The sequence below is a fragment of the Vibrio mangrovi genome (genome assembly GCF_024346955.1).
Taxonomy (GTDB): domain Bacteria; phylum Pseudomonadota; class Gammaproteobacteria; order Enterobacterales; family Vibrionaceae; genus Vibrio; species Vibrio mangrovi.
Genome location: NZ_AP024884.1, coordinates 115,470 through 133,618, shown reverse-complemented (window position 1 = coordinate 133,618; position 18,149 = coordinate 115,470). Strand labels below are relative to the sequence as shown.

Below are 18,149 nucleotides of genomic sequence, written 5' to 3'. Positions count from 1 at the left end.
AAAAATATTATCGGTTATCGAACCATGAATCAGTCGGGTAAACTATCTCGGATTTCAATAAAATCATCCCAGTGTTCCAGAAACAGATCTACAAGCCGGGGGTCAAACTGTTTTCCCCGTTGTGCCTGAATCTCCTGCCTGATCTCATCATCCGGCCAGATTTCTTTATAACAACGTTTCGCGCCCAGTGCGTCAAAAACATCTGCAAGTGCCGCAATCCTGCCACAAACGGGAATATTTTCTCCGGCCAGACCATAAGGATAACCAGATCCATCCCACCGCTCATGGTGATATCCCGCAATTTCTTTCGCCATCACCATCAGAGGACGAGAGGACTTACTCAGGATCTCCACACCATATTCCACATGTTTCTGCATGGTCGCCCACTCTTCGGCATCGAGCTTTCCTTCTTTATGCAGAATCCGGTCAGGAACAGCGACCTTACCAACATCATGCAAAGGTGAAGCATGCTTAATCATTTTCACTGTCTGATCAGGAAGACCGTAAAGCTGGGCCAGTCGTTCACAGAACAGCGACATCCGCTGTACATGGGCACCGGTTTCCTTGCTTCTTGCTTCGACAGCATTCGACAGGTTATAGACCAGTTCGACCGAGGTTTCCTGCAAATCGACAAACAGGTTGATGTTGTCGAATGTCATACAGATATTCTGCATGTATATTTCCAGCAACTGTTTATCCAGTTCCGACAGTTCTCCATTCAGATTCACATAGAGCAGATTGGTTACTCCCCGCTCATCACTGGTATGGAAAACATACGCATCGCCATAATTGTGGGATTCGTGTTGCTTCAATACTTCCTGACAACGCTGGGCAACAAGATCCGGCAAGACACTAAAGCTGCATTCTTTATAAAATGAAACATATTTTCCGGTTGCAGCCAGAGTCAGAGCCCGTCCACCTTCTTCATGATCACGCGGATACACGATGCAGTAAAAAGCAGAAGCTTCCAGCCCCAGCAAAGAAGTCAGTTGTTTCAACACCGTTGTCGCATAAGTCTGTAGTGTTCTGGTATTCTGAACCTTTGCTGAAGCTTCAATGACCCGGCTCAATCCCTCCTTTTGTTCTTCGATCAGACACAAGTCCCGATATGCTCTCAGCATTGAGTAAAGTAAGGTACGCAGCTTTTGCGTTGTCAGCTCGGTTTTTTCTTTATAATCATCAATCTCGTAATCCTGAATTACTTTCTCTTCAGGAGCCTGCCCTGCCTGACCGGTACGTAAAACCAGCCGGATAACGCGGTTATGGCATGTTTCCCGGATGAATTTGACCAGATCCAGCCCGGCATGTTCTGTTTCCATCACGACATCGACCAGGGCCAGAGCAATATCATCTTCCTGTTTAAATATCTCTTGTGCTTCACTGCCTGAATAGGCAGAGATTAATTTCAATGGTCGTTTCTGAAAAACAAAATTACTCAGTGCCAGCTTTGTAATCTGGTGCATTTGTGCATCATCATCAACCAGTAACACTTTCCAGGGCTCTAATGCTTTGATATTTGTCGATGAAGTATTATCATTTTCTTCATTATCCGGAGAGCCTGAACGCATATCTGCAAATAGTTCCATAAATACCTCTTTTTTCACCGACCTAATATAGTTTTAGCACACTCCCCTCAACTCTTGCTTTTTTATTCTGGTACATAGGGCACAACCTCAAAAAGAATTGTTCAGTAACACCGGCTTCCGGTAACTTCAGCGAAACGGATATATAAGGTTATCCGGACATATCAATCAGATAATTGATGAAGATTGTCTATACTGACAAAGATGTGCATATTGAAACGGTTGCGGTTTTTTCGTAACACGAACTAATTCTGGGCTGATTGGACCAGGGAAATATACATATGACTTTTATAAAAATATCTGCACAATGATAAAAAATGATAACAATAAAAACTGAAGACCTGAGGGCTGGGTATATGGAGAAACTATTAAGTCGGTATCCTTTATATATACTTGTGAGTATATTGGCGGGAATACCTCTGGTTATTGCACTCATTTTTGCGATCTCAAATATTCTTGAGATGTCAAAGCAAGTTGACCTGACGAAACAGGATAAAGAAACGGTCCGGTTCATTCTGCTTTTCGACAATCTGGCCCACAACCTTGCCGTCGAGCGAGGCCTGACAGCCGGGGTTCTCGGCAGCAAGGGGAAAGGCGCTCAGGTCGAAGCATTGCAAAAACAGCGACTCGTCGTTAACCAGCAGATTAATAACCTACGCCAGTTTACCCCACAGTTTCTGCCCGGACATCTGGCTGAAAAACTCAGATCCGATGTTAACGAACAACTCAATCAACTACGCAATGTCCGTCAGCAGGTCGACAGTCTGAAACCAACCCTTTCCCCTTTTGACTACTATTCACATATCAACCAGATTGCGATTGATAACGGCCAGATGCTACTGGAATCAATCAATAGCCCGGAGATTGCCAATATCGGCGGAGCGCTGATTGCGATCGTGACAATGAAAGAACGGGCTGGACAAGTCCGGGGGGCGTTGAACGGAGCATTCGCCAGAAAATCTTCTTCACCGGCACAGTATGCCGCAATCAATCAATATATCCGTTCAGGTACTTATGCGGATCGTAGTGCCATGATTATGATGCCGCCAGAAGCGAGTCAGGCACTGGAGAAAGTCAAACAGTCATCCGCCTGGAAAGAGGTCGAAACCATCCAGCAGAAATATCTTGCGCAACAAGATCACCTTGAACAGCTAGATGGCCCACAACCATCAGAGTGGTTCAGTCTGGCCACCAGCCGAATCAAGCTGCTCAATCAAATCCGCAACCAGCTCCAGGAAACAATTCAGGCGAATACGAGTCATCATGAACAACAGATGTTGTCGTATAAGAGAGTATTACTGGTCGCAACACTTGTTATCGGTTCAATCATGTTGCTGTTACTCGGAATGTGTATCCACAGTCTGAAATCCCGTGTCGGTCAGCTTACCCGCCAGTTAGAACAGATGTCCTCAAATCAGGACCTGACGATAGAACTGACACAGGAAGGAAATGATGAAGTCGCACAGGTTGCCCGCAGTACCCAGACCATGGCTCAGCAGGTTAAAGCACTGCTTAAAGACGTCCAGCAAATGAATTTACAAAGTACGGAAAAGCTAATGCGTGTGGTCGACAGTTCCATCGATCTTGAAAAAAGCAGTCTGGAAACCATCAAAAAATGTGAAGTTATTGCGACTGCCGCCACCGAGTTATCTCAGTCCAGTGTAGAAATCGCCACTTCATCGGAACGTGCACTGGATGAAACCAGTCATATGACAAATCAGCTCACGTTGTGCAGAGAACAGAGTCAGACTTCTTTTTCCACTGTTGAAAATTTGGTTCAGCAGATTGAGCAGACCCAAATCTGTATGCAGGATCTGGAGAAAGATTCGCAAAGTATCAGCCAGATTGTTGAAGCTATTACTGCAATCTCAGAGCAGACCAATTTACTAGCCTTAAATGCAGCGATTGAAGCAGCAAGAGCAGGCGAACACGGACGGGGATTCGCCGTAGTTTCAACAGAAGTCAGAGATCTGGCTCAGCGCAGTAAAGAAGCAACGGAACAGATCAGCCAGCTCCTCGGAAATATGGGGCAAAATACGGCTCAGGCCGTCAACAACATGAACCAGAGTCAGGTAGCAACGAAAGAAACGTTTGAATCGGTCTCTGCCGTGAACCACAGTGTTGCAGAATTGGGGTCAGTGATTACCTCGGTCAATGAACATATAATGACGATAACCAATTCGACACTGGAACAGTCCAAGGCCAGTGAAAGTGTCAATCTTGATATCAACCTGCTGGCAGAAATTGCCCAGAAAACCGGCTCTCTGGCACAAAATATGGAAGATATCGCTTCCCACTATAAATCTGATGTTGAGCAGGTGACTCTTAAACTAAATACCTTCCGGGTATAATGGTGAATGCACAGGCAACATTCATTGCCTGTGCGGCAAATCTAGCGATACAAAGAGAGTGAATTGATTAACTGACTCACAGCCGGAGTCGTCAAAGCATCGATTGCCTTACCCTGTCGAATGCACTGGCGGATGTCAGTGCTGCGTACCGGAACCTTTTCCGGACAGCCCATCACATTAAATCGCTGTAAGATATCTTTGGCCCGGTAGAAACGGGCAAACTGAAACAGATTATCCGGCCCCATCACAAATGTCAGTTCATCCTGCGGGTAGATCTTCTGCAACGCAGTCAATACCGCATAAGTCGTAACATGTTTTCCCGGTACATACAGCTGTTCTTCAATATCAGAACGTTTAATTTTATCACTCCCCAAATCGAGTATCAGCGCATCAACCAGCCGGCACCGCATATCATAAGGAAGCATGGTTTTTCCCCATGCATGTGCAATACTCGGAACAAGCAGAACCTGATCAAAGTGGTTTAATGAATCGATAACACTTTTGTGACCCAGACTGGGTGGGTTAAAAGCGCTGCCAAATACAGCGATTTTCAGCATATCCTTCCTTTCAGGCAATGATACCAATCGCAGGAATTATCTGAGCATTTAATTACTTTGATTGGTATTATCCGGTTTTCTAATTCAACGAAAACGGTATGATACTAAGAAGCGGTATGATACTAAAAAATTGCTATATACCCAAGTTACCTCAAAACCCAGAGTTCAGCGTATCCGGAGGTAACTTGGGTATATAATGCGGTAAATTTATTCTTGTACGAAAAGGAATCTCAAATGGAACAGCTTATTCGCGAGGAAATGCGCGTCCAACCCACCATCAATCCTGAGTATGAAATCCAGCGTCGGGTTGACTTTATTAAACGCAAATTGATTGAATCCGGCTGTAAGTCTCTCATTCTCGGTATCAGTGGTGGTATTGATTCAGCGACCTGTGGTCGTCTGGCTCAGTTGGCCGTCAATCAGCTCAATGAAGAAAATCAGGCGGATCTGTATCAGTTTATCGCTGTCAGACTTCCGTATGGCGAACAGAAAGACGAAGACGAAGCTCAGCTTTCCATCTCCTTTATTCAGCCGACTCACGCTGTCTCTGTAAATATTAAAGCAGGCGTTGACGGATTACATGCGGCTTCCCATCAGGCACTAGCCGGAACACACCTGCTTCCTTCAGATCATGCTCATCTCGATTTTGTCAAAGGCAACGTCAAAGCCCGTGCCCGTATGATTGCACAATACGAAATTGCCGGTTACGTCGGTGGACTGGTACTCGGTACCGATCACTCAGCGGAAAACATTACCGGCTTTTATACTAAATTCGGTGATGGCGCATGTGATATGGCACCGTTATTCGGCCTGAGTAAGCGTCAGGTTCGTCAACTGGCAGCCACAATGGGTGCTCCGGATGTTCTGGTCAATAAAATCCCGACAGCTGATTTGGAAGAACTGGCTCCACAGAAAGCCGATGAGGATGCTCTGAATCTGACATACGATCAGATTGATGATTTTCTGGAAGGTAAACCTGTATCTCAGACCGTGATTGATAAATTAGTCGCTATTTATCAGGCCACCCAGCATAAACGCCAGCCAATTCCTACGATTTACGATTAATTTCACTCTTGTTTAACTTTGTGAAAAGTCAATTATTCGTTGACTTTTCACACTTTTGCAACATTTAAAACAAACCGATGACACAGATACTTTTCATCGCAGTTACGTTTTCATTTAATAACGTGAGTTCTCTCCGATAGCTTAACAATTCCCAGAAAACGATTGATGAATGTGATTAATCGTCAATCTTTTTTTTACCGCATCAATAATTATATAAGTAACGAATTGTTATAGGAGTTTACAATATGTTGTATATGGAATTTTTGTTCCTGTTATTGATGCTTTATATTGGTTCCCGGTACGGCGGTATTGGGTTAGGCGTTGTCTCCGGTATTGGTCTGGTTATCGAGGTATTTGTTTTCAAAATGCCTCCGACATCACCACCGATCACGGTCATGCTGATTATTCTGGCAGTGGTTACCTGTGCATCGATTCTTGAAGCTGCCGGCGGATTGAAATATATGTTGCAGGTCGCTGAACGGCTGTTACGGAAAAATCCGAAACGAGTCACCCTAATCGCACCATTCGTCACTTATACCATGACCTTTATGTTGGGTACCGGCCATGCCGTTTACTCAATCATGCCGATCATTGGTGATGTGGCACTGAAAAACGGAATCCGTCCGGAACGTCCGATGGCCGCAGCTTCCGTTGCTTCACAAGTTGGTATTACGGCTTCTCCTATTTCTGCAGCAGTTGTCTACTATCTGGCACAGTTGGTTAATGTTCAGTCTGATATCACACTCCTTTCAATTCTGATGGTTACTGTCCCGGCAACGCTCTGCGGAACGCTGGCAATGTCTCTGTACAGCCTGAGAAGAGGGAAAGAACTGAAAGATGATCCTGAATATCAGGAACGCCTGAAAGATCCTGTCTGGCAGGAAGAAATCCGGACAACAACGGCAACAACGCTGGATGAAGAACTTCCGGCCAAAGCCAGAAACGCTGTTCTGTTATTTATCGCATCGATTCTCTGTATCGTAGTGATTGCTATGGTTCCAGAAATCAGAACCATCAGTGAAGGCTCAAAACCAATCAGTATGTCGGTTGTCATCCAGATGATGATGCTCTGCTTCGGTGGGATTATTCTTCTGGCAACGAAAACCAGCCCGAGAAACGTACCTGACGGTGTAGTCTTTAAATCAGGGATGGTTGCAGCAATTGCGATCTTCGGGATTGCCTGGATGTCGGACACTTATTTCAAATTTGCGATGCCGCAGTTTAAGTCCGGTATTGTTGAAATGGTTGAGTTGTATCCCTGGACATTCGCACTGGCACTATTCATCGTTTCTGTTGTGGTCAACTCTCAGGCAGCAACCGCCCGGATGATGCTTCCGGTAGGTCTTGCACTCGGCCTGAGTCCGGCCCTGTTAATCGGTTTGATGCCGGCAGTTTATGGCTACTTCTTTATCCCGAATTATCCGTCTGATATTGCTACTGTGAACTTCGATGTCACCGGAACAACAAAAATAGGAAAATGGTACTTCAACCACTCCTTCATGTCCGTGGGTCTGATTGCCGTAGTCACCGGCTGTGTCGTCGGTTACCTTCTGGCTCAGGTCGTTATCGGATAACTGTCATTAACGACAAAACACACGACCAAACGACACAAGCCCCTGTTTAACAGGGGCTTGTTTATTAGAAAGAAAGCTAGGGGCTGTTGACCTTTCGTGGTTGAATTTTGTTCAATCTGAACGGGGATTGATCGCGGCGCGGGGCATGCCGCTTAGCATCCTAAGCAAATGACCCGCAACAAAGAGCAAGACACGTTCAGATGAACCCTCTGGGCAGCATTTGTCGCCCATTTATCCGGTGTTAGGTCATGGTTCATGTAGGTCGTACACTTCACATGACCTGCCTTGGCTAAATGAACGACAAATTGCTGCAAAAAACATCACGAAAGGTCAACAGCCCCTAGGGACAGATATTACATTTCATCAAGTACAGTGCGGGCATTCTGCATCTGAACCGGACGATTATTGTATCCCATCGCAGAGACCAGCGTGCTTTCCTGTTCAGCAGAGAGTGTCTTCGGCTGTTTCATCACAAACCAACGCACACCTTCACTACACGGTGGTGTCGTTAACGAACCATTAAAACGGTAATAGTTTTGCGTGGCCGGTAGTAAATTTTTAACCGGGAAGACCTGGGCAATAGAGACGGAATCACCTTTCCCCGGCAGTGTATGCGTGAGTTTAGCCAGCTCATCATCTGCAGCACCGGTTTCAAACATGACCGCAATGACAGCCAGATTCCCTTCACTATCCTGATGAACAAAGTGCGCTTCCAGCGGATACTGACGACTTTTAATCAGGTTCTCTGATGGCGTATGGAAGTGGAATTGCTTCAGCTCAAAGCGCTTCCCGTCGACCGTCAGGACATTATCTCCGGTCACAGTAGCCTGTAGTGTATGACCATTATTCGTCAGTGCAGTAACTTGCCCCTGATACTGGATTGCCAAAGGTTTCACATCTGACTTTATTGTGTTCGTCACATTGATCGGGCTCTGATTTTTTCCGGTTTCACAAATCTTAGCAACATGTCCCCAATGCTCCGGACCATTCTCGCCTTCGTATCCCCACTCAGAAGCCTGAGCCATTCCGGAAAATAAAGCACCAACCGATACTGCCAATATGATTTTTTTCATTGTATCTCCCTGTAATAAAACAGATAACTTCAAACATTTTTGTTTTTGTTGAGCATCAATACAAGGCTGAAAATGTTTCAATTTATTTAATTGATCAATTTAATATTTTTTTACATTTTCTGTATGAATTAATCTGAACTTTTTACCCATTAAATAAGTAGTTTCTGGCCCCTTCACTATGGCAATGATCCAGAATATTGCAGGGGCCAGAAGCCGCTCATTATATGCAATCAACGCTGCTTCGCTCAGATCAATTCAGGAATCATATTTCTCAAATTACCTCACCAGACTCCGGTATTCGATTACGACTTGGTTTCCATCAATATGAACCGATTCAATATCACCATCAATGATGACCTTGTTGACCAGTTTGACGTGTTGCTGACCTTCCCGCTGCTGCCTGAGCAGGCTCGGCATAAAAAGATATGGGTCGACATGCAGGTGCCGACAGAACGACTGGACGAATTGTAGTGTCAGGGGTTCACGACCCCGAAGAATATTTGACAGCTCGACCTGACTCAACCCCAGTCGCTTGGCCGCTTCCATCTGTGTCAGATGCATCCTCGCTTTTTGTGACATCCAGACATGATAAAGCGCCTGAAGGTCATCCGGTGTAAACTCCATGAAGGGTTCTCCTGTAAAGAGCGGGCTATTACACATGTAATAGCCCGCTCTCTGATTCAATGAATCCCCACAACATGACAGATAAATATTATAAATATGTCAACCCGTCGTCATGATTTCCATACGTTTTTCCCACATCGGTTTCCCCCGGCCAGTGAACAGGAGAAATGTATCGGTCACACCACGTATAGCCTGACTCTCAGCAGATTTATTCCTGCGGCGGAGTCGTCAGTAAGTCATCAAATGTTTTATGTCCGTGCAGACCTTCAAAATCCGATTCTTCGGCGATGGAGTCACGTATAGAAGGACTGAGATCCACGGCCAGACGCAAGTCGATAATGGCCTGTTCTTCAGCTCCCAGACGGGCATAAGCACAAGCTCGCTGATATAACGCCGGCCCATTAGTTTCGTCCAGCTCCAGAACCCGGTTACATAAGCTCATTGCCCAGTGATATTCTTTCATCTCCATCACGGCATCCGCTTTATAAGTCAGCGCTTCTAGATCTCCCGGACGAATTTTCAGAATCTCGTCATACACCTGCACCCGCTGTTCCGGCGTCTGAACACTTTGAGCTCTGAGCCACAGGTTGTGGATCTCATTGATAATTTCAATTTCACGATTATTGTCAGTAATGATCCGGGTTTTTCGCTTCAGATCCCGCTCTAAAGCCAGAAATTTTTTCTCATAATCCTGAGCGATTTTATTTAATCGCTTATCGGCCAGCTCCCGGGTATTATTTTTGACCTCTTTCAGCGAATGCCAGCCAAATAAAGCAATCAGTGAAGCTGCAGCGGCAATGATGTAAAAGAAATAAGTCACCGTCACATTGGCATAGTTCATCGATTTATCGGCGACGCTCAGTTCCCGATCCGTAATCTGTATCGTCAGACGACGCTCCAGATCCTGTTGATCCTGTCTGAGTGACTTCAGCTCATCAAGAATATAACGCTCAACCAGTGGGCGATCCAAAATATCGGTTTGTGAGTATTTCTGCTCTGATTCCGCGACAGCAGTTCCCAGAAAAAGAGACAGTATCACTCCAACCATCAGCATAAGTTTTAACACGGCAACCCCGTCATTTTTAACATGATAAGTGCAATTTCCATTCTCTAATGAAATACGACATGAAACAATCCATCGTCAAAGTTTAATTATTTTGTACACAAAACAAAGTGATAATAAACACAAAATATACAACCATTAAAAATCAATAACTTATCAACAGAACAAAAACATCCCCTGACTGAACTGCTTGATTTTTATCCATTTAATGCTTAGAGTTCATTATATACAACCTCTAACTTTTACAATAATTCAGGTCGTGATGCATGGAAGCCATCTTAGAAGTCAAGCAGCTCTATAAAATTTTCGGAGAAGCAACTGACGAAGCATTTCCGTTACTGGAACAAGGACTGGACAAAGATCAGATTTTTGAAAAAACAGGGCTAACTGTTGGGGTCAAAGATGTTTCCCTGTCGATTCAGGAAGGCGAAATTTTTGTCATTATGGGACTTTCCGGTTCAGGAAAATCAACGTTAGTCCGCTTATTAAACCGCCTGATAGAACCAACGCGAGGCAGTGTGTTATTAAGAGGGCGGGATATTGCACGTATTTCAGCCCAGGCACTGCGCGAAGTCCGGCGTAAACAGATCTCAATGGTCTTTCAGAATTTTGCGCTGATGCCGCATATGACGGTGATCGAAAACACCGCATTTGGGTTGGAACTCGCCGGGATAGATAAACCAACCCGATATCAGCGGGCAAGAGAAGCGCTGTCGCGGGTCGGGCTGGAAGCTTACGGTGACTCTTATCCGGATGAACTCTCCGGCGGAATGAAACAGCGTGTCGGACTGGCCCGGGCACTGACGAATGATCCGGACATACTGCTTATGGATGAGGCATTTTCAGCGCTTGATCCCTTGATCAGGACGGAAATGCAAGATGAGCTGATCCGCTTACAGAACGATGATAAACGAACCATTGTTTTTATCTCCCACGATTTGGATGAAGCCATGCGTATCGGCGATCGAATTGCCATTATGCAAGACGGCGTGGTCGTCCAGATCGGAACACCAGACGACATTCTCCATAATCCGGCAAACGATTATGTCAGCTCCTTTTTCCGTGGGGTTAATGTAGCAAATATTCTGACGGCAAAAGATATTGCCCGAAGAAAAAACGCAACAGTCCTGAAGAAACATGACAATGACGGACCGGCTGCAGCGCTGCAACTCCTGCTCGATCATGATACCGAATATGGCATTGTTGTTGACCGGGGAAATTACTATGCCGGAATCGTCTCTCTCGACTCCCTCAAAGAAGCCCGGTACGAACGCCGTTCACTCAATAGTGCTCTTCTGCATGAAACGGTTCACGTGCATGCCGATACATCGATCAGTGAGTTAATTGGTCAGGTTGCACAAACCCCTTACGCTATCCCGGTCGTCGATGACAACAACCGTTATCTGGGAGTTATCACCAAATCCCGCTTACTTCAGACTTTAGACAGAGAATAATTCATGGCAACAGAACCGACACAAAATGCTGATCCCTGGGCCTCAAGTGCTGCTCAGACAAGTGATCCCTGGGCAGCCCACACTGCGACCGGTGGTGACTGGTTAAATGCCAGCACACCCCCGGATACTTTTCACTGGCTGCACCCGTTTAAAGATGCACTCATCCCATTCGACCACTGGGTTGAAACAGCACTGAACTGGCTGGTCGAGCACGGACGTCCGGTTTTTCAGGCGATCCGTATTCCAATCGATCTCATTCTCAGTTCATTTCAGACTGCACTGGTCGCCACTCCGGCCCCGGTGATGCTGGTGATTTTATTTCTGATCGCCTGGCAACTGGCAGGCTTGCGCATGGGCATCATTTCCCTGTGCTCACTCATTGTGGTCGGACTAGTCGGCGCCTGGAATGATGCCATGATTACTCTGGCTCTGGTCATGACTTCCGTTTTTTTCTGTTTACTGATGGGACTGCCTCTCGGTATATGGCTGGCCCGCAATCAAACGGCAGCCAGAGTGATTCGTCCGGTACTTGATGCGATGCAGACTACACCTGCGTTTGTGTATCTCGTACCGATAGTTATGCTGTTTGGTATCGGGAACGTACCGGGAGTTGTCGTCACGATCATTTTTGCACTTCCGCCGATCGTCCGGCTGACAATCCTCGGGATTCAGCAGGTTCCGGAAGAACTGATCGAAGCCGGACACGCTTTCGGTGCCAGCCCGAAACAAATGCTGTATCGAATCCAGTTACCGCTCGCAATGCCGTCAATCATGGCCGGAGTCAACCAGACGTTGATGCTGTCTCTTTCCATGGTCGTGATTGCTTCTATGATTGCCGTCGGTGGTCTGGGACAGACCGTACTACGCGGCATCGGCAGACTGGACATGGGCATGGCAGCCGTAGGTGGATTAGGCATTGTGATTCTTGCTATCCTGCTGGACCGGATCACCCAAACTATTGGTATTGCATCCCGGGATAACAAGGTTCGCTGGTATCACACCGGTCCCGTTAGTTTTATCTGGCGCCTGACCGGGAAGTAACATGGTCAGAAATAAGCAGATTTTTCTTATTCGCCTACAATATAAGAGAGCCTTAAAAAGAGGCTCTTTTCCTTGAATTGACGGCCTGAAGACACTCTGAATCCTGATTTTGAGGTCACTTGGGTATTTTTTATAAGTTCACCTGTACATAAGGAAATCACACATGAAATATACACGGAGAATGTTGATAGCCACCGGCATTGTACTATCAGCTTGCCAGGCAACACTGGCTTTCGCCGAAAAATTACCCGGAGAAGGGATCACGGTTCAACCCGTTCAATCGACTGTTGCTGAAGAGACATTCCAGACTCTGATCGTGAATAAAGCAATGGAGGCTTTAGGCTACAACGTATTACCGACCAAAGAAGTCGACTACAACGTTGCTTACACATCAATTGCCAAAGGGGATGCAACTTACCTTGCTGTAGGCTGGTTCCCCCTGCATATCAACAAATATGAAAAAGCCGGAGGTGATGATGCCTTCTATGTTGCCGGTGACTATATTTCCGGCGCAGCACAGGGTTACCTTATTGACAAGAAAACAGCTCAACAGTATAGCATCACCAATATTGAGCAGTTTAAAGATCCCAAAATCGCCAAGCTCTTTGATACCAATGGTGACGGAAAAGCTGATCTGACCGGATGTAACCCCGGCTGGGGATGTGAAAGTGTCATCGAACATCAACTGGATGCTTACGGTTTACGTCAGACCGTCACTCACAATCAGGGAAAATATTCAGCGATCATTGCTGATACCATTGCCCGCTACAAAAAAGGCCAGCCCATTTTCTACTACACCTGGACACCTTACTGGGTCAGTGGTGCGTTGGTTCCGGGAAAAGATGTTGTCTGGCTTGAAGTGCCATTCTCTTCTCTTCCCGGAGAAAGGAAGGATATCGATACCAGCCTGCCAAATGGTAAGAACTATGGTTTCGAAATGAATTCCATGAAAATCGTTGCCAACAAAAAATTCGCTCAGGATAACCCGGCAGCCGCTAAACTATTCTCACTCATCAAACTCAGCATCAATGATGTCAGTGCTGAAAATATGATGATGAGCCGGGGTAAAAATAGTCCGGCAGATATCGAAGCCCATGCAAACGGCTGGATTAAAGCCCACCAGAAACTATTCGATTCCTGGATAGATCAGGCTAAAGCCGCTGCAAACTAAGCGCTCTGAAGCCACCCGCCGGTTCGGCCCCGATATCCGGCGGGTGGCTTTTTCAGATTGGTGATACTCACTCACAGAATCATCAGTATTTTCTGTTAATTTTTGTTCCTGCCATTTTTATTCTTGAGTATGATATATACCCAGTAACCTCGCCCTGCTGGAGTGGAGAAGTTGAGCGATCACAAAGATTTATCCCTGTTTATTGAATCACTGACACAAGCAGACGAAATTCAGCAGACAAAGCAACTGACGGCATACCTGAATGACGGCATGGAGTCAGATACCATTGCCCGTTTACTGGAAGCATTGCAGGTGGAGCAACGGGTCAGGCTTTGGCGGGCTTTACCCCTTGAGTTCCATATAGCTGTTCTGACGGATATGCGCGCCGAAGCGCGGATTTCAGTCATTCAGAGCCTGACAGCAACAGAGCTGAAACTGATTCTGGCAAAACTGGATAACCTATCCCTGCTGGAATGGGAAGATTCTCTGCCTGATGAGATTATCAGTGAAGCCCTGCGTTTAATCAGCCGGGATGAACTGGAACTTTATGATCAGGCAAATCAGTACGATGACAACCAGCTCGGTCACTGGGCAAACCGCAAGGTTTTTACCCTGCCGTTTAATATCCGGGTCAGCCGCGCTAAAGTATTACTGGATAAATATCAGGAGAGTTCAACACCTTATATTTACCTCATCAACAGAGATAAAAAATTCCGCGGTCTGATCAGCTACGCCGATGTTCTTACCGCAGAGCCATCGGCACCGATTAGTACACTGAATAAAACGAATCTCACCCTGCTCAGGGCAACCCAGCCACTGTCAGAAGCCGTCAGCGCACTGGAACATTCAGAATATCCGACCCTGCCGGTCCTGAGTGATCATGGCATCTTAATCGGGGAAATTGACTGGCAGTTTTCACTCAGTGTCCAGCGGGAAATTTATGAAGCCCGTCTGATGGCAGGAACCGGTATCCACGAAGGAGATGATCTGTTCGCACCGGTTTTCAAAGGGGTTCAGAAGCGAGGTTTATGGCTTGGGATCAATCTGATGACAGCCATTCTGGCCTCAATTACCATCGGACTGTTTGAAAATGTTATTGCTCAGGTTGTTGCTCTGGCTGTATTGATGCCAATTGTTGCCTCGATGGGAGGTATTGCGGGAAGTCAGACACTCACTCTGATGGTCCGGGCCATGGCTTTAAATCAGATCACTGCGGGTAACCGGTGGGTGTTTCTGAAAAACGAGCTTGGAATCGGGGCATTCAATGGGATTGTCTGGGCATTGATCATTGGTGCGATGGCCGGTCTGTGGTATCAGTCTCCTCAACTGGGGATGACCATCGCGTTTGCCATTGTCGTCAACATTGCAACAGCAGCGTTGTTTGGTGTTCTCATTCCGGTGCTGCTGGATAAATTTAAACTGGATCCGGCGCTTGCCGGTTCCGTGATTCTGACAACAGTCACTGATGTAGTTGGGTTCTTTGCATTTCTGGGCACCGCCGGAGCAATTTTACTCTAAGCTATTTTTCAAAGTTATTTTCAGCTTCAGTGCTTCCGGAAGACTCAATCAAAGTATGCTTTGCCATTAGCTGCTGTTCGACTCCTTTCAGTTTCACCTCATCCATAATGAGGTTGACCATATTAAGCAGACGCTGCTGCCCAACGGGCAGCAGATAACTGAACTGGTTTTGCGCCGTCAGCGTCTGTTCCCGAATCACCTTCAACTGTTTCTCGGTTGTCTGATAAAACAGCGCCAGCGGCATTTCCGTCATCATCGCGTCAATCTGGCCGGAACGAACGGCCAGCGGGATATTCAGATGATTCTCAAAAGGAACGATGGTCGCCTCAGGAAAATACTGTCCGGCCAGTTTTTCATATACTTCCCCGATTGCGACTCCGACTTTAACACCGGGTAGGTTGACCTTCTCAAAACTATGAAACCGTTCCTGATTTTCAGCCGTTACCAATAAAGCATGACTAAAAGTCATATATCCCCGGGTCTGTTCAACTTCAAACTGGCGGGACACCGTCCGGGGAATACCTCCCATTGCAATATCAAATTTTCCCAGGTACAGGCCTGAAACCAGTTCCGGCCTCTCTGTCAGCACAAAATCGACATCAACACCCAGTTGCTCAGCCAGATATGAAGCCATATCGATGTCGTAACCAACAAACTTCTGGCCGTCAAAATACGACAACGCGTGGTAATCTCCCGGCGTTCCTATCCGCAAGACCCCTCGTTTCCGAATAATTTCTAATAGATCTGTCTGAGTTATAAAACGCAAACAACCGGCAATCAATATCATGAACTGAACCACTTATTCATCTTATACCCACCGTAGAAAACTACGACGCAATTGCTGCCTTGTTGATGATCCTTACTAAAGCGCATCTCAGGGCGTGTTGATCTTTTTATCCTAACAAAAGGAAAACCCTCACGTCATCAAAATCAGCACCAGTCTTCTCATACCACGGTGCTTCGCACCATATTTTGCTGAGGCGTAAGATAGACCTGCTGAAAATATCCCCGAATCGCATGCATCGCCTGTGTAAAAGTTTTTCCGCGTTTCCAGGCTAAACCAACACTCATCGGATAAACAACATCATCCAGAGAACGGGTTTCAATTCTTCGTCCTTCCAGTGACCAGGGCCGGTAAACCAGATCAGAAAGAATTGCAACACCTAACCCATTTGCAACCATGCTCCGGACCGACTCGACTGAGCTGGTTCTGAGAATCACATTGGGTTGCAGTGATTTGAGACTCCAGTAACGCATGGCACTCACATCAGCTTCATCAACGGTAAGCATGATAAAAGGCTCTTTTTCCACATCTTCCAAAGCCAGTGTTTTCTTCTGACTCAGATGATGATGGCTGGGCATCCAGAGTCGGCGTTCCGAGCTGAACAGTTTTTCAGATACAATTTCTGATTCAATCAGGTTATCAGTCAGAACAATTGCCATATCGATCGAGCCGTCTAATAACTTATCTTCAATTTCGGTCCGTTCAAACTCATACAAATCAATTGAAATGTTGGGATACCACTGTCTCAGTCGCTGTAGATGATAAGGCAGCAAATATCCCTGAGCCGTATACGTTGCAGCCAGCCGGACAGAACCCATCGCATCTTCATCCGTATGCGGAATATTCAGTGCTTCATCGACACTTCTCAGTACCTGATAGGCATGATTCAGAAAATGGCGTCCCCGATCAGTCAACGTGACACCCTGAGTACTGCGAACAAACAAATTCACCCCAAGTAATGTTTCCAGTTCACGAATCGCTGTTGTGACTGCTGACTGAGAGATACTTAAGTGAATCGCTGCCTGAGAAACCTGTCCCAGCTCAGCCGCCGCAACAAAGTATTTAAGTTGTCGGATGGTCATGGACATATGCTTACCTCTCGATATATCTGATTTTCAGATACTACAGTATCTAAAAATAAATCTTTTTCACATCCCCCCAAAGCTTATATATTGAAATTGTTGCATAAAATTAGAAATATAAATAAGGTGTATGAAAAGAGACTATGTTATCCGTTGATTTAAATTCAGATATCGGAGAAGGATTCGGAGCCTGGCATATCGGCGACAATACAGACGAACAGATTATGCCACTAATCAGTTCAGCCAATGTCGCAACAGGGTTTCATGCCGGAGATCCATCAACCATGTATACAACTGTTGAACTTGCCGGAAAACATGGTGTTTCTGTCGGGGCACACCCCGGTTATCGTGACTTGCTCGGCTTCGGTCGCCGTCATATCCATACCTCAGCTCATGAGCTGGTTCACGATATCATTTATCAGGTTGGTGCCCTGCGGGAGATAGCACACGCTCACGGCCTGACCTTGCAACATGTCAAACCGCATGGCGCCTTATACATGCATCTGGCAAACGATCAGGATGCCGCCGGATTATTTATAAATCATCTCCACCAACTGGCACCGGAACTGATGTTATACGTGATGCATGGGACACGGCTCCATAAGCTTGCGTTAGAAAAATGCCATCCTGTGATCTGCGAGTTTTATGCAGACAGAGATTATGATCAGAGTGGTTCAATCGTCTTCACCCGGAAGACCGGAGCACTCGATCCGGAACAGGTTGCAAAAAAAGTTCTCAGGGCGTGTCGCGAAAATCAGGTGACAACCGTTGATCATCAGGAGATTTCTGTACAATTTGACTCAATCTGTATTCATAGTGACACGCCGGGAGCGCTGAAATTAGTCCGGGTTGTCAGACAAACACTGGAACAGGCCGGCATTGCCATTCAGGCTCCTAACCCTATGAATATTCAATAAATAAATGAAAAAGATTGAGGTAACTTAATGACCAGAAAACATGATGTCGTTTCTCCGCTTCCCGGTATTTTCTACCGGCGTCCGGCTCCTGATGCACCGGAATTTGTTGTTGAAGGAAGTGAAGTCCACACCGGAGAGATTATCGGATTAATTGAAGTGATGAAGCAGTTTTCAGAAGTGACAGCCGATATCGATGGTAAGCTGACATCGTTTTATATCCAGAATGAAGATTTTATTGAGCCAGGTCAGGTGATTGCCTGCATCGAAACCCCGGAGTAGATCGATATGCGAT

Annotated in this window: 16 protein-coding genes; 9 read left to right on the top strand and 7 right to left on the bottom strand. The window is 46.1% G+C overall.

The genetic code is table 11. From position 1 onward, the window contains the following. Nucleotides 1–29: 29 nt before the first annotated feature. Nucleotides 30–1,586 carry a DUF3369 domain-containing protein gene (locus tag OCU74_RS16850; protein WP_087481679.1) on the bottom strand — a complete coding sequence of 519 codons (1,557 nt, stop codon included), beginning with the start codon at nucleotides 1,584–1,586 and terminating at the stop codon, nucleotides 30–32. A 458-nt stretch (nucleotides 1,587–2,044) separates the two neighbouring features. On the opposite strand from OCU74_RS16850, the gene OCU74_RS16845 reads away from it, so the two are divergent. Further along, a complete protein-coding gene (locus OCU74_RS16845; RefSeq protein ID WP_315972466.1) occupies nucleotides 2,045–3,934 on the top strand; it encodes a methyl-accepting chemotaxis protein in 1,890 nt (629 codons plus the stop codon). A gap of 41 nt (nucleotides 3,935–3,975) precedes the next feature. On the opposite strand, the gene OCU74_RS16840 is transcribed toward OCU74_RS16845, so the two are convergent. Continuing rightward, nucleotides 3,976–4,491, bottom strand: a complete 516-nt coding sequence (locus OCU74_RS16840) for a nicotinate-nicotinamide nucleotide adenylyltransferase (RefSeq protein ID WP_087481681.1) — start codon at nucleotides 4,489–4,491, stop codon at nucleotides 3,976–3,978. A 234-nt stretch (nucleotides 4,492–4,725) separates the two neighbouring features. On the opposite strand from OCU74_RS16840, the gene nadE reads away from it, so the two are divergent. Together nadE and OCU74_RS16830 are read left to right on the top strand one after the other, a co-directional pair. Beyond that, on the top strand, nucleotides 4,726–5,556 hold the full coding sequence (nadE, locus tag OCU74_RS16835; RefSeq protein ID WP_087481682.1) for an ammonia-dependent NAD(+) synthetase: 831 nt from the start codon (nucleotides 4,726–4,728) through the stop codon (nucleotides 5,554–5,556). A 245-nt stretch (nucleotides 5,557–5,801) separates the two neighbouring features. Continuing rightward, complete coding sequence (locus OCU74_RS16830) at nucleotides 5,802–7,130, top strand: anaerobic C4-dicarboxylate transporter (RefSeq protein ID WP_087481683.1); 1,329 nt, start codon at nucleotides 5,802–5,804, stop codon at nucleotides 7,128–7,130. A 353-nt stretch (nucleotides 7,131–7,483) separates the two neighbouring features. On the opposite strand, the gene OCU74_RS16825 is transcribed toward OCU74_RS16830, so the two are convergent. From OCU74_RS16825 to OCU74_RS16815, 3 genes are all read right to left on the bottom strand, one after another. Beyond that, nucleotides 7,484–8,203, bottom strand: coding sequence for a carbonic anhydrase (locus OCU74_RS16825; protein ID WP_087481684.1), 720 nt, complete (start codon nucleotides 8,201–8,203; stop codon nucleotides 7,484–7,486). Between the two features lie 276 nt (nucleotides 8,204–8,479). Continuing rightward, on the bottom strand, nucleotides 8,480–8,827 hold the full coding sequence (locus tag OCU74_RS16820) for a helix-turn-helix domain-containing protein (RefSeq protein WP_087481685.1): 348 nt from the start codon (nucleotides 8,825–8,827) through the stop codon (nucleotides 8,480–8,482). Between the two features lie 208 nt (nucleotides 8,828–9,035). Further along, on the bottom strand, nucleotides 9,036–9,881 hold the full coding sequence (locus OCU74_RS16815) for a tetratricopeptide repeat protein (protein ID WP_087481686.1): 846 nt from the start codon (nucleotides 9,879–9,881) through the stop codon (nucleotides 9,036–9,038). A gap of 275 nt (nucleotides 9,882–10,156) precedes the next feature. Between OCU74_RS16815 and proV the strand changes: the two genes are divergently transcribed. From proV to OCU74_RS16795, 4 genes are all read left to right on the top strand, one after another. After that, nucleotides 10,157–11,344, top strand: coding sequence for a glycine betaine/L-proline ABC transporter ATP-binding protein ProV (gene proV / locus OCU74_RS16810; RefSeq protein WP_087481687.1), 1,188 nt, complete (start codon nucleotides 10,157–10,159; stop codon nucleotides 11,342–11,344). A 3-nt stretch (nucleotides 11,345–11,347) separates the two neighbouring features. Next, on the top strand, nucleotides 11,348–12,385 hold the full coding sequence (gene proW, locus OCU74_RS16805) for a glycine betaine/L-proline ABC transporter permease ProW (protein ID WP_087481688.1): 1,038 nt from the start codon (nucleotides 11,348–11,350) through the stop codon (nucleotides 12,383–12,385). A 181-nt stretch (nucleotides 12,386–12,566) separates the two neighbouring features. Next, nucleotides 12,567–13,556, top strand: a complete 990-nt coding sequence (proX, locus tag OCU74_RS16800; RefSeq protein ID WP_234993610.1) for a glycine betaine/L-proline ABC transporter substrate-binding protein ProX — start codon at nucleotides 12,567–12,569, stop codon at nucleotides 13,554–13,556. 171 nt (nucleotides 13,557–13,727) lie between these two features. Continuing rightward, nucleotides 13,728–15,074, top strand: a complete 1,347-nt coding sequence (locus OCU74_RS16795) for a magnesium transporter (RefSeq protein WP_087481690.1) — start codon at nucleotides 13,728–13,730, stop codon at nucleotides 15,072–15,074. A 1-nt stretch (nucleotide 15,075) separates the two neighbouring features. Here OCU74_RS16795 and OCU74_RS16790 read toward each other — a convergent pair whose 3' ends face one another. Together OCU74_RS16790 and OCU74_RS16785 are read right to left on the bottom strand one after the other, a co-directional pair. After that, nucleotides 15,076–15,861 carry a transporter substrate-binding domain-containing protein gene (locus OCU74_RS16790; protein WP_143693244.1) on the bottom strand — a complete coding sequence of 262 codons (786 nt, stop codon included), beginning with the start codon at nucleotides 15,859–15,861 and terminating at the stop codon, nucleotides 15,076–15,078. Nucleotides 15,862–16,019: 158 nt separating this feature from the next. Next, a complete protein-coding gene (locus tag OCU74_RS16785; protein WP_087481692.1) occupies nucleotides 16,020–16,946 on the bottom strand; it encodes a LysR family transcriptional regulator in 927 nt (308 codons plus the stop codon). A 137-nt stretch (nucleotides 16,947–17,083) separates the two neighbouring features. On the opposite strand from OCU74_RS16785, the gene OCU74_RS16780 reads away from it, so the two are divergent. Beyond that, a complete protein-coding gene (locus OCU74_RS16780; protein WP_087481693.1) occupies nucleotides 17,084–17,857 on the top strand; it encodes a 5-oxoprolinase subunit PxpA in 774 nt (257 codons plus the stop codon). Nucleotides 17,858–17,884: 27 nt separating this feature from the next. After that, the gene (locus tag OCU74_RS16775) at nucleotides 17,885–18,136 is read left to right on the top strand and encodes an acetyl-CoA carboxylase (protein WP_087481694.1); all 252 of its coding nucleotides are present in this window, start codon (nucleotides 17,885–17,887) and stop codon (nucleotides 18,134–18,136) included. Nucleotides 18,137–18,149 lie beyond the last annotated feature (13 nt).

Bases quoted from the DNA above. Each gene is read 5' to 3' on its own strand.
- OCU74_RS16840 (WP_087481681.1), bottom strand. From the start codon at position 4,491: ATGCTGAAAATCGCTGTATTTGGCAGCGCTTTTAACCCACCCAGTCTG.
- OCU74_RS16830 (WP_087481683.1), top strand. From the start codon at position 5,802: ATGTTGTATATGGAATTTTTGTTCCTGTTATTGATGCTTTATATTGGT.
- OCU74_RS16845 (WP_315972466.1), top strand. From the start codon at position 2,045: ATGTCAAAGCAAGTTGACCTGACGAAACAGGATAAAGAAACGGTCCGG.
- OCU74_RS16780 (WP_087481693.1), top strand. From the start codon at position 17,084: ATGTTATCCGTTGATTTAAATTCAGATATCGGAGAAGGATTCGGAGCC.
- proW (WP_087481688.1), top strand. From the start codon at position 11,348: ATGGCAACAGAACCGACACAAAATGCTGATCCCTGGGCCTCAAGTGCT.
- OCU74_RS16775 (WP_087481694.1), top strand. From the start codon at position 17,885: ATGACCAGAAAACATGATGTCGTTTCTCCGCTTCCCGGTATTTTCTAC.
- OCU74_RS16815 (WP_087481686.1), bottom strand. From the start codon at position 9,881: ATGCTGATGGTTGGAGTGATACTGTCTCTTTTTCTGGGAACTGCTGTC.
- OCU74_RS16850 (WP_087481679.1), bottom strand. From the start codon at position 1,586: ATGGAACTATTTGCAGATATGCGTTCAGGCTCTCCGGATAATGAAGAA.
- nadE (WP_087481682.1), top strand. From the start codon at position 4,726: ATGGAACAGCTTATTCGCGAGGAAATGCGCGTCCAACCCACCATCAAT.
- OCU74_RS16825 (WP_087481684.1), bottom strand. From the start codon at position 8,203: ATGAAAAAAATCATATTGGCAGTATCGGTTGGTGCTTTATTTTCCGGA.
- proX (WP_234993610.1), top strand. From the start codon at position 12,567: ATGTTGATAGCCACCGGCATTGTACTATCAGCTTGCCAGGCAACACTG.
- OCU74_RS16820 (WP_087481685.1), bottom strand. From the start codon at position 8,827: ATGGAGTTTACACCGGATGACCTTCAGGCGCTTTATCATGTCTGGATG.
- proV (WP_087481687.1), top strand. From the start codon at position 10,157: ATGGAAGCCATCTTAGAAGTCAAGCAGCTCTATAAAATTTTCGGAGAA.
- OCU74_RS16790 (WP_143693244.1), bottom strand. From the start codon at position 15,861: ATGATATTGATTGCCGGTTGTTTGCGTTTTATAACTCAGACAGATCTA.
- OCU74_RS16785 (WP_087481692.1), bottom strand. From the start codon at position 16,946: ATGTCCATGACCATCCGACAACTTAAATACTTTGTTGCGGCGGCTGAG.